Source organism: Collinsella sp. LCP19S3_C9, assembly GCF_052121575.1.
In the GTDB taxonomy this organism is placed as follows: Bacteria; Actinomycetota; Coriobacteriia; order Coriobacteriales; family Coriobacteriaceae; genus Collinsella.
This window is the reverse complement of record NZ_JBQKDZ010000022.1, coordinates 1-10,832: the sequence shown is the minus strand read 5'-3', so window position 1 is coordinate 10,832 and position 10,832 is coordinate 1. Positions and strand designations below refer to the sequence as shown.

Sequence of the window (10,832 nt, the reverse complement as noted above, 5' to 3'; positions counted from 1 at the left end):
GTCCTCAGCCGGAAAGCGCATCCCAGAATTCGACCAAATTGTGGGTCGCACTTTCCGGAGCTAAGCGGCAGTTCGCAAAAAAACGGGTGCAGACCGAAGTCCGCACCCGTAAGCGCTGTTTACTTGCGCATCAAGCCGCCGCGCTCGTCGATGGCATCCCAGAAGGCATCGGCAAAGCGAGGATCGCTTGCGGCCATAAGGGCGTTGGTGGCCATCCAGCCAGAAGGCGTGCCGGTGTCGTAGCCCGACAGAGGATCGATGACGACGGCGTACATGGCCTCGCGGTCGAGCGAACGGGCCATGGCGTCGGTCAGCTGGATCTCGCCGCCCTTGCCGGCCTGCTGGTCGGCAAGCAGCTCCATGACCAGCGGGCTCAGCAGATAGCGTCCGACGATGTAAAGGTTAGAAGGCGCAGCCTCGGGAGCAGGCTTCTCCACCAAGCCGCCGATACGCCACACGGCGCCAGGCTCGGCATCGCCAACGCCCTCAGCGCCCTCGAGGGAGCCCACGCGCTCGCCGGCGATAACGCCATAGCGGCTGACCTCCTCGGGAGCACACGCGGCAACAGCGATAACCGAAGCGCCGCCATGCTCCTTGGAGACGGCAAGCATCTTGTCGCAAATGTCATGGTTGGGCACAACGTAGTCGCCCAGAAGAACCAGGAAGTTCTCCCCCGCCACAGCATCGGCCGCCGAGCGAATGGCATGGCCGAGGCCCTTGGGCTCGTACTGATAACGGAAGTCGACCGGCATACCGCCTGCGTGGGCAACGGCATCGGCATATGCATCTTTGCCGCGCTCGCGCAGCAGGTTCTCGAGCGAACGATCGGGCTGGAAGTAGTTCAACAGCTCGGGCTTGCCAGGAGAGGTGACGATGATAGCATCATCGACCTCCTCGGGAGCGAGCGCCTCCTCAACGACGTACTGGATAACCGGCTTGTCGAGAACCGGCAGCATCTCTTTGGGCGTGCACTTAGTGCCAGGCAGAAAACGCGTGCCTAGACCGGCGGCGGGGATGATTGCCTTCATATTATTCAAGGATCCTTTCGCAGGCGCAAAGCGCCCCAAGCGTGCGGCACGGCGGCCGCAGACCAAATTGCGATACCGAAGTATCTTACCGCCGGAGACATACGTCGCCGTAAGGCAAACGCAATTCTTCAGCAGGTCAACGCAAATTATTGCTCGAATGGTGCAATTTTATGCCCCAGCGGTAACGGGATTGGCACGGCGAAGACAGCGGTGTTCTGCGTGCCGAGCAATGGGAATGAGGGGGCAAAACAAAAAAGACGGGGCTCGCAATGCGAACCCCGTCTGCAAAGAAATCTGGCGAGAAAGCCTGATTACTTGAGGGTGACAGCAGCGCCAGCAGCCTCGAGCTTCTCCTTGGCAGCCTCGGCGTCCTCCTTCTTGGCGCCCTCGAGAACAGCCTTGGGAGCGCTCTCGACGACCTCCTTGGCCTCCTTCAGGCCAAGGTTGGTGAGCTCACGGACGGCCTTGATGACCTGGATCTTGTTGTCGCCGAAGCCCTCGAGCACGACGTCAAACTCGGTCTTCTCCTCGGCCTCAGCAGCGCCAGCAGCGGGAGCGGCGACAACAGCGGCAGGAGCAGCGGCGGAAACGCCGAAGGTGTCCTCGATAGCCTTAACGAGCTCGGAAGCCTCGAGAAGGGTCATTTCCTTAAGAGCATCGATGATCTCATCGGTGGTAAGCTTAGCCATTTCTAAGTCCTTTCGGTTTCCGTGTCTGTGCACGGAGATCAGTTAAAACACGGCGCGAATGCGCCAGGGGTGCGGCGTTGCCGCCGCGGGTGAAAACAGCGACTAGGCTGCCTTCTGCTCGGAGACCTGCTGGATCGAACGAGCGAGACCAGAGGAAACGCCGTTGACGCAGACAGCGATGTCGCGAGCGAAACCGGAGATGAGACCGGCGATCTGGCCGAGAAGCTGGTCCTTGGTGGGCAGCTCGGCGATAGCCTTAACATCATCAGCGGAAACGGCCTTGCCGTCGGAGATACCGCCCTTGATCTCAAGGACGCCCTTGGACTTAGCGGAGAAGTCCTTAAGGGTCTTAGCGGCCTCGACCGGCTCGGTCTCGTAGAACACATAAGCGACGGGGCCGGCGAGGATCTCGTCGAGCTCGGGCTGCTCCTGGTTCTTGAGAGCGATCTTGACCAGGTTGTTCTTGTAGACCTTCATCTCGGCGCCGCACTCGCGAAGCTGATGACGCAGCTCCTGAGCCTGCTTAACCGTCAGACCGTTGTAGTTGACGACGAACAGACCGGCATTCTCGGCGATACGGGACTCGATCTCTGCAACCTTGTCGATTTTGTACTGCTGGGGCATGAATTACACCTCCTCGAATTCTTTCCGGGCACGGTCCGCCACAAGGACGTGACGGGGGCATGTCCAAAAAGAAAGCCCCCGCGCTGCATGAGCGACGGGGGCGAGAAGACATATCTACTCGACCACCTCGGCTGGCGGGATATCCCATTGAGCTCGCGGGCAATGCCCGTTTGCACCGGCTGTCTCTGGCAGCGGATTCGTGCGTGAACCGAAAGTATTATGGCGGGGACCCCGGCTTCGGTCAACGGCAACCCTGGCTGCACACAATTCCACCATCTCGGTCGCGCCGCCAAAGGCCAGGCGCAAGCTTTTCGCTCGGTCAGGTCCTGGGCTCGCACGAAGAGCACATTTAGTGCTCTTCGGCTCGTGCGGAATCTACGGAAACCTTGCGCCTGGCATTCGGCGGCGCGTGCCTGCGTCAACTATGGGGCAGCCCGGTTTTACGTTGAGCGACGCCCCCACGCATAACCCTTATGTCGGTGGGCTGATGTGTTGCGCCCCTGATGGTTATAGGGTTGAGACGAAGGTGGACAGGCGGCGGAGGCCTTCGTCCAGATCTTGGTCGGAGACGCAGTAGCTTAAGCGGACGTGGCCTTCGGTGCCGAAGCAGTCTCCGGGGACTAGGGCTACGTTGGCTTCTTTGATGGCTTTGATGCAGAAGTCTTCGCTTGTTAGGCCGAATTGTTTGATGCTGGGGAAAGCGTAGAAGGCGCCGGCTGGTTCCACTACGTCGAGGCCCATGGTATCTAAGGCTGCGAGCACGCGTTCGCGGCGGGCTCGGTAGACTTTGAGCATGGGGGTTGGGTCGACGGTCAGGGCTCGGGCTGCGGCGTCCATCTCAAAGGAGACGGCGCTCGATACCAGGTATTGGTGAGCTTTTGCGATCTCGGCGATGACGGGGGCTGCAGCTGCGAGCCAGCCCAAGCGCCAGCCGGTCATAGCCCATGGCTTGGAGAAGCTCTCGATGACCACCGTCTGCTCGCGTAGCTCCGGGTGGCGCTGGGCAAAGCGCTCATAGCCATCCACATAGACCAGGCGGTTATATACGTCGTCGCAGATTACGTAGATGCCCGCTTGCTCTGCCACGTGTGCCACGGCGTCGAGCGATGCCGCGTCGAGGATACAGCCCGTGGGATTGTTGGGCGTGCAGATGACGATGGCCTTAGTCGCCGGCGTCACGCAGGCGCGAAGCGCTTCCTCGTCAATCTGAAATTGCGCGGGCTCCGTATCCAAAAAGACCGCTTTGGCGTGGTTGGCCACGACGATGCTCTCGTACAGGCCAAAGGCCGGCGTGGGGATAATAACCTCGTCGCCGGGGTTGAGCATGGCCATAAATGTTGCCGACAGGGCCTCGGTCGCGCCGTCGGTCAGGATGACCTCGTCGGCCGAAAACGTAAGGCCCGCGTCTCCCATGTAGGTAGACAGTGCCTCGCGCAGGGCGGGACGGCCGTTGTTGGGCGGATAGTGCGTATCGCCGCGGCCCAGCGCGGCGGTCACCTCGGCGCTAATCACATCGGGCGTGGGAAAATCGGGCTCGCCAAGCGCGAGCGCGATGCACCCCGGGTGCTGGGCGGCGAGCGCGTTGATCCGGCGAATGCCGGAGGGCTTGAGCGTGGCAAGCGAGGTGTTCATGGGCAGTCGCATGGCATTCCTTTCGTAAGGGTTGCACTAGGATAGCGCGCCCGCACGCCACCAGACGGTGTAACCTAAACGGAAACCAACCGGAAAGGAGGCGGCATGGAGACGACCGCGCGCGGCGATGTACCAAAAACGTTGCAAACCATTGCATATATCAGTATTCCCGAGAGCGCCGATCTTGAGTTTTTGCTTTGGGACCTGCAGGATGCCATCTCCGCCTATGCTCAGCTTTCCGGCACCGCGCTCCCCCGTTCGGTCGATTTGGAAGCGGATGATGCCGGTGTAGTCGATGGCATGGTGTTCGCTGTTGATGATGCATTTGATGATGAGGCGATGATCGCTGTCGAGCAGGTACTCGATCGCTTCGGGGATACAGAGACACGCGTCTATGTCGTCGTTCTTGCTGGGTCCGAGGACGCCGAACGGGCACACGAAACCGCCTTGCGGCTGCGCCGGGCCTGTCGCCTTCGTGACCTGCCATGGTGCGGTGGCGTTGTCATCTGCGCCGGCAGCGGTATTGTGGCGCTTCGCCACTCCCCGCGTATGGGCCTCTTACGCCGGCCATTTTCCGAAGCGATGGATAAGCTTGTAGGCGCCGTGCGCATGGGCTGCTCCATAGAGCATGCGCAGCTGCTTGGCGGCGGCGATGCCGACAGTGTCGATGTCGACGGCATGGTGCGCGTCAAGCCCGCCGTGCCCGCACCAATCTGGCATGCCATCATCAAACGCCTCGGCACCCATGCTCAATCAAGGATCTAGATTACCGTGCGGTCCAGTCAACTGCCTCGCGCCAGCGCTCGACAAGCCGCTCCAGGCGCCAGGCCGCGTTAGCGGGACTAGTTGACGGCAACACGACAGCGGACAGACCCGTCCGCTCCTGTAGATAGCGCTTATAGAGGCGCCCCGCCGTACCTCCGTTGCATACCACCCGCTCGATGGGCGCAGCTCCAGTGATGCGTTCGATATATGCCGGCACAACGTTTTTGATGCTCGCGTCGCTCGACCCCTTAATGTCGCAGCTCTCGATCACATCCCACAGGGCCACGCCACCGTTCAACAGCATGGATCGCTTGGCGGCAATAGAGGCGTCGAGCGTCGCGGGCTCGCCGCCCACCAAAGGGTCGCCCTCGTTGGGTGGTACAGGCACACCAAGGCACGCGGCCATCACGCGCCAAAAGCGATTCTGAGGGTTGCCGTAATAAAAGGCATTGGCGCGCGAAAGCACCGAGGGAAACGACCCGAGCACCAAAACGCGCGAGTGCTGGTCAAACACGGGCTCAAACCCATGCTCAATATGTTGATAGCCCTCGTCTGACGCCGCCATGACCTAGGCCCTCAACAGATAGCGCACCTCGTAGGGCGCAAGTTCAAGAGAGCCCGTCAGCTCGACCGTGGGTGCATCGTCGGCAAGTAGGTCGACGAAGGAGCCGTTGAGTTCGCCGGCTCCAAAGGTATAAGGCTCGTTCACGGCATTGACCGCCACGAGCACCGTCGCGTCGTCGCAGGCGCGCTCGAACAGCAGCTGCTTGTTCTGGATCACCACGTTGCGATAGGCACCGTAGTTGAGGGCGCGTGCCGCCGCGTCGTCGGCCGAGCGCAGGTGCGCAAGCTGTGTGACGAACGCCGTCAGCTCGTTGGGTGCAGGCTCATCGAGCGCAGGGCGCAGCGCCCAGTCGCCATCGGGGCCGCCCTTTTCGCCAGCAATTCCCCACTCGCTGCCATAGTAGATGCACGGGATGCCCGGCATGCCAAAGAGCATGCCATAGGCGGGACGCAGACAGGACTTGTCGGTGAGGATGCTCGCCAGGCGTGGCACGTCGTGGTTGTCGACAAACGACAGCAGGTGCTTGCCGCGGTAGATGCACCACGGGTCGCCGCCAAACTGACGGTGCAGCGAGTGGGCGATCTCGAACATGTTGATCGAGTTAAAGCTGGAGTACAGTCCCTTGTAACACTCGTAGTTGGTGCAGGAGTCGAGCATCTCGTCGTTGACGATCTGGTTGTAGTCGCCGTGGAGCGTCTCGCCGATCAGGACAAAATCGGGCTTGAGCTCACGGGCAAAGGCGTGCAGGCGGCGCATAAAGTCGCGGTCGAGCATATAGGCGACGTCCAGGCGCAGACCGTCGACGCCAAAGACATCGGCCCAACGGCGCACGGACTCGAGCAGGTAATCGACCACGGCGGGGTTTTGCAGGTTGAGCTTCACGAGCTCAAAATGGCCTTCCCAGCCCTCGTACCAAAAGCCGTCGCCGTAGCACGAGTCGCCGTCAAAGCTGATGTGGAACCAGTCCTTGTAGGGCGAGTCCCACTTGCGCTCCTGCACATCGCGGAAGGCCCAAAAGCCGCGACCGACGTGGTTGAAGACGGCGTCGAGCACCACGCGGATGCCGTGGGCATGCAGCGTCTCGCACACGGCGGCAAAGTCGGCATCCCCACCCAGGCGACGGTCGATGTGGCGCAGGCTGCGCGTGTCGTAGCCATGGCTATCGGACTCGAGCGGTGGGTTGATGAGCACAGCGCCAATACCTAGTTCCTGCAGGTAGTCGGCCCATTGGGCGATTTTCATGATGGGGGCATCGGGGTTGGGCGCGTCGTTGGCAGCCTGGGCAAGCTCATCCTCAGCAACGGGCGCGGCGTTTTCGCGCGGAGCTCCACAAAAGCCCAGCGGATAGATTTGATAGAACGTCGTCTCGTATGCCCACATAGCAACCTCCCGGTAAGCTCAACACAACGACATCCATTGTATGCCCAGCTTGTATCCCCTCCCCCAAAATAAGTTGCGGTGGAATAGCTCCTGCTTGGGCCTTCAGAGGCCTTAAACAGGAGCTATTCCACCGCAACTGATGAGGAAACGTGATTAGGCGACGGGCTTTGCGCGGCGTATGGCCGGGAACATCACCGTGATGGCGAGGATGACGCCCACGACGGCAATCGCCCCGCCCGCGAAGCCGATCCAGGCGATACCGGGACCCGAAACCACGCCGCCGCCGATCGCGGTGCCCGTGCCGATACCCAGATTAAACAGGCCCGAGAAGATCGACATGGCGACAGCCGACGAATCCGCGGGCGTGTACTTGATGAGCTCGGCCTGAAATGCCACGTTAAAGGCCGTGGCGCAGCAGCCCCACAGCACGCAGACGGCAAGCACTGCTGCGAGCGACGATGCGGCCGAACCTATGAGCAGCAGGGCCGCTGGCACGCCGGAGAGTGTGATAGCCAAAAACGGGAAGCGGTGCCCGTCGAACAGGCGGCCAAACAGCCAGCTGCCCACCAGACCGGAGCAGCCAAACGCCGTCAGCGTCATGGTAATGGCGCCCGCGTCGACGTGCGCGACCTGCGCCAGGAAGGGCTCGATATAGCTGTAGCCTGTGTAATAGCCGGTCGCCATAAAAACCGTGACCGCGTAGAGCGCGATGAGGAACGGGTTCTTGAGCAGCTCGGGCAGCTGTTTGACGGCAAAGCGCTCTCCCGCCGGCATGGCCGGGAACACCGCTGCCTGGTACACCACCGCGGCGGCAGAAAAGGCCCCGACCACAGCGAATGTCATGCGCCAGCCCACAGCCAGCCCGATGGCGCGGCCGATCGGCAGGCCAAAGATCTGCGCGATGGACGAGCCCGTGGCGATCATGCTGATGGCGAGCGCCCCGTGACGGGTGTCGACCAGGCGCGAGGCCATAATCGAGGCGACCGACCAGAACACGGCATGTGCGCAAGCGACCACCAGGCGTGCGCAGACCAAAATAGGATAGGTGGGCGCCACGGCGGACAGGAACTGACCCAGAGAGAACACGGCGAGCACGCCGAGCAGCATACGCTTGAACTCAAAGCGCGAGGCAAACACCATAAGCGGCAGCGACAGCAGCATGACGCCCCAGGCGTAGACCGAAATCATGATGCCTGCCTGGGCCTCGGTGAGCGAGAACGATACGGCAATATCAGTCAGAAGGCCGATGGGCATGAACTCCGATGTGTTGAACACGAACGCGCAGCAGGCGAGCCCGATAAGCGGGAGCCACTGCTTGAGCGAGATGCCATCTTGTCTTGCCTGAGTCATGTAGGAAACCCCTCCGATTGTCTTGGGCGGTGGGCGATTATATAGCAACGGCCCCGTATCCGTCAGTACAGATGCGGGGCCGCAATCAACTCAATACACAGAGGTTGCGCCGTCAATAAATTGCTAAGCCAACCCCAGCAATATGCCCGCCGAATGCACGACAAACGCCACGATCCAGGCGACCGTCACCTGAAACACAAACACGGCAACGGCATAGCGCGCGCCCAACTCGCTCTTGACGGCACCGATTGCCGCCACGCAGGGCGGGTACAGCAGCGTAAAGACCAAGAACACGTAGGCGGTAAACGGCGAAAACATGGTCGACAGCGCCGCGGGTGACGTTGCATCCAAAAGCACGGTGAGGGTCGAGATGACGCTCTCCTTGGCGATAAGTCCGGTGACGAGCGCCGTGGATGCACGCCAGTCGCCAAAGCCAAGCGGCGCCAACGCCGGCGCGATGATGCTACCCAGACCGGCAAGTAGACTCTGCGACTGATCGGCGACCACATTAAAGCGGATGTCAAACGTCTGGAGGAACCAGATGACCACGGTGGCGGCAAAGATGATGGTAAAGGCCTTGGTAATAAAGTCCTTGGCCTTATCCCACGCCAACATCACCGTCGTCTTGATGCTCGGCAGGCGGTAGTTGGGAAGCTCCATGATAAACGGCACCGGGTCGCCCTTAAATGCCGTGCGGTTGAGCACCAAAGCCGCGATGCAACCGACCGCAATGCCAATCAGATAGAGCGAGACCATGGCTGGGACCGTCGCCTGCGGGAAGAATGCTCCGCACAGCAAGCCGTAAACCGGCAACTTGGCCGAGCAGCTCATGAACGGCGTGAGCATGACCGTCATCTTGCGATCATGCTCGGATGGGAGTGTACGGGTCGACATGATAGCCGGCACGGTGCAGCCAAAACCGACGAGCATGGGCACAAAGCTGCGGCCCGACAGGCCAAAGCGACGCAGCACCTTATCCATGACAAAGGCCACGCGCGCCATGTAGCCGGAGTCTTCCAGAATGGAGAGAAACAAGAAGAGCACGACGATAATCGGCAGGAAGGTCAGCACGCTGCCCACGCCCGTAAGCACGCCGTCGACAGCCAGCGAGCGCACCACGTCATTGGTTCCAAACGCCTTGAGACCCGCATCGGCCGAGGCGATGATGACAGCGATGCCGTCCTCCATAAGTCCCTGCAACGCCGCGCCGATCACGCCAAACGTCAGCCAAAAGACGAGGCCCATGATCACCAGAAACGCCGGGATGGCCGTGTAGCGACCCGTCAGGATGCGGTCGATCTTAACGGAGCGCACGTGCTCGCGGCTCTCGTGCGGCTTCACCACGCAGCGCCCGCACACGTCGCCGATAAAGCTAAAGCGCATATCGGCCAGCGCAGACAGGCGGTCGGTGCCAGCCTCGCCCTCCATCTGGGTAATGATGTGCTCGATAGCGTCAAGTTCGTTGCGATCCAGGTGAAGTGCCTCGGTCACCAGCTCGTCGCCCTCAACCAGCTTGGTCGCCGCAAAACGCAGCGGAATGCGGGCCGTCACGGCATGGTCCTCGATCAGGTTGGCAATGCCGTGGATACAGCGATGCAGCGCACCGCCGTCCGGGCCATCGGGCGCGCAGAAGTCCAGGCGACCCGGGCGCTCGCGGAACCGCGCCACATGCAGAGCGTGATCCACCAGCTCGCCGATACCCTCGTTGCGGGCAGCGCTAATGGGGACAACAGGCACGCCCAACAGGCTCTCGAGCAGGTTGACGTCCACGGCGCCGCCGTTGGCCGTCACCTCGTCCATCATGTTGAGCGCGATGACCATGGGGCAGTCGAGCTCCATAAGCTGCAGCGTCAGGTAGAGGTTGCGCTCGATATTGGTGGCATCGATGATGTCGATGATGGCGTCGGGATGCTCGTCAAGGATGAATTGACGGCTGACAATCTCCTCGCCCGTGTACGGCGACAACGAATAAATACCGGGCAGGTCGGTAACGCTCGCCTCGGGGTGGTTACGGACAGTACCGTCCTTGCGGTCGACCGTCACGCCGGGAAAGTTACCAACATGTTGGTTGGAACCCGTCAGCTGGTTGAACAGCGTGGTCTTGCCGCAATTTTGGTTGCCGGCGAGGGCAAAGTGCAGCGGCGCGCCCTCGGGCACGGCCGTTTTTGCCGCGCGGGGCGAATACGTCCCCTCACCGAGCGCCGGGTGCTCCGTCGTGCCGATTGCGGCGTTAACGCGCGGGCTCGTATCGGTGTCGTGAATACCCACGAGCTCAATGCGAGCAGCATCGTCTTTGCGCAGCGTCAACTCGTAGCCACGCAGGCGAATCTCGAGCGGGTCGCCCATGGGGGCGTACTTCATCATGGTGACTTCGGTGCCCGGCGTTAAGCCCATGTCCAAAATATGCTGTCGGAGTGCCTGATCGTCCGATGCCACCGATGCGACAACGGCGTCCTTTCCAATCTCGAGTGTATCGAGCTTCACGTACGTGTTCCTCCCCCGACGCCCACAGGGCGTTGCATTTATGTTCACCATTGCTAACCGTTTGCCATGGCTAACCAATTTTAACCATGCATGATAGCGCGAACATACAGCGACGTTCAATCAACAGATTGTTGCAATGGGGACAGATCGCTTTGCCCAATAGATGCGATGCGGAACAACCAGGCGCGGGAGGGGATTCCGGGACACGGTTTCCCAGACGGCACCCTTTCGGAAACCGCACCCCACTATTCAGGCGAATTCCGGGATGCAGTTTCCCGATGGGGGCTCCTGGGGAAACTGCATCCCACTCCGAAA

General features: G+C 61.2%; 9 protein-coding genes. 1 reads left to right on the top strand and 8 read right to left on the bottom strand.

What is annotated here, in order from left to right; genetic code table 11:
• Window positions 1-119: 119 nt before the first annotated feature.
• The 4 genes from ACTQXI_RS08635 to ACTQXI_RS08620 form a co-directional block, all read right to left on the bottom strand.
• Entirely contained in the window at window positions 120-1,028 is a 909-nt protein-coding gene (locus ACTQXI_RS08635; protein ID WP_154514705.1) for a UTP--glucose-1-phosphate uridylyltransferase, read from the bottom strand.
• Window positions 1,029-1,339: 311 nt separating this feature from the next.
• Window positions 1,340-1,717, bottom strand: coding sequence for a 50S ribosomal protein L7/L12 (rplL, locus tag ACTQXI_RS08630; protein WP_154514707.1), 378 nt, complete (start codon window positions 1,715-1,717; stop codon window positions 1,340-1,342).
• 102 nt (window positions 1,718-1,819) lie between these two features.
• Window positions 1,820-2,341, bottom strand: a complete 522-nt coding sequence (gene rplJ, locus ACTQXI_RS08625; protein WP_117646079.1) for a 50S ribosomal protein L10 — start codon at window positions 2,339-2,341, stop codon at window positions 1,820-1,822.
• A gap of 507 nt (window positions 2,342-2,848) precedes the next feature.
• Window positions 2,849-3,985 carry a pyridoxal phosphate-dependent aminotransferase gene (locus tag ACTQXI_RS08620; protein ID WP_441042030.1) on the bottom strand — a complete coding sequence of 379 codons (1,137 nt, stop codon included), beginning with the start codon at window positions 3,983-3,985 and terminating at the stop codon, window positions 2,849-2,851.
• Between the two features lie 93 nt (window positions 3,986-4,078).
• On the opposite strand from ACTQXI_RS08620, the gene ACTQXI_RS08615 reads away from it, so the two are divergent.
• Window positions 4,079-4,738 carry a hypothetical protein gene (locus ACTQXI_RS08615; RefSeq protein ID WP_441548514.1) on the top strand — a complete coding sequence of 220 codons (660 nt, stop codon included), beginning with the start codon at window positions 4,079-4,081 and terminating at the stop codon, window positions 4,736-4,738.
• 1 nt (window position 4,739) lies between these two features.
• Here the strand turns inward: ACTQXI_RS08615 and ACTQXI_RS08610 are convergent, their stop codons facing one another.
• The 4 genes from ACTQXI_RS08610 to feoB form a co-directional block, all read right to left on the bottom strand.
• Entirely contained in the window at window positions 4,740-5,303 is a 564-nt protein-coding gene (locus ACTQXI_RS08610) for a uracil-DNA glycosylase family protein (RefSeq protein ID WP_427795339.1), read from the bottom strand.
• 3 nt (window positions 5,304-5,306) lie between these two features.
• Entirely contained in the window at window positions 5,307-6,683 is a 1,377-nt protein-coding gene (locus ACTQXI_RS08605; RefSeq protein WP_441548513.1) for an alpha-amylase family glycosyl hydrolase, read from the bottom strand.
• 153 nt (window positions 6,684-6,836) lie between these two features.
• Window positions 6,837-8,033: an MFS transporter gene (locus tag ACTQXI_RS08600; RefSeq protein WP_154514724.1), complete on the bottom strand. Its 1,197-nt coding sequence runs from the start codon at window positions 8,031-8,033 to the stop codon at window positions 6,837-6,839.
• A gap of 123 nt (window positions 8,034-8,156) precedes the next feature.
• Entirely contained in the window at window positions 8,157-10,568 is a 2,412-nt protein-coding gene (gene feoB, locus ACTQXI_RS08595) for a ferrous iron transport protein B (RefSeq protein ID WP_441548512.1), read from the bottom strand.
• Between the last annotated feature and the right edge of the window lie 264 nt (window positions 10,569-10,832).

Coding starts and splice junctions, on each gene's coding strand:
- ACTQXI_RS08605 (WP_441548513.1), bottom strand. CDS start 6,683: ATGTGGGCATACGAGACGACGTTCTATCAAATCTATCCGCTGGGCTTT.
- ACTQXI_RS08600 (WP_154514724.1), bottom strand. CDS start 8,033: ATGACTCAGGCAAGACAAGATGGCATCTCGCTCAAGCAGTGGCTCCCG.
- ACTQXI_RS08610 (WP_427795339.1), bottom strand. CDS start 5,303: ATGGCGGCGTCAGACGAGGGCTATCAACATATTGAGCATGGGTTTGAG.
- rplL (WP_154514707.1), bottom strand. CDS start 1,717: ATGGCTAAGCTTACCACCGATGAGATCATCGATGCTCTTAAGGAAATG.
- rplJ (WP_117646079.1), bottom strand. CDS start 2,341: ATGCCCCAGCAGTACAAAATCGACAAGGTTGCAGAGATCGAGTCCCGT.
- ACTQXI_RS08615 (WP_441548514.1), top strand. CDS start 4,079: ATGGAGACGACCGCGCGCGGCGATGTACCAAAAACGTTGCAAACCATT.
- feoB (WP_441548512.1), bottom strand. CDS start 10,568: ATGGTGAACATAAATGCAACGCCCTGTGGGCGTCGGGGGAGGAACACG.
- ACTQXI_RS08620 (WP_441042030.1), bottom strand. CDS start 3,985: ATGCGACTGCCCATGAACACCTCGCTTGCCACGCTCAAGCCCTCCGGC.
- ACTQXI_RS08635 (WP_154514705.1), bottom strand. CDS start 1,028: ATGAAGGCAATCATCCCCGCCGCCGGTCTAGGCACGCGTTTTCTGCCT.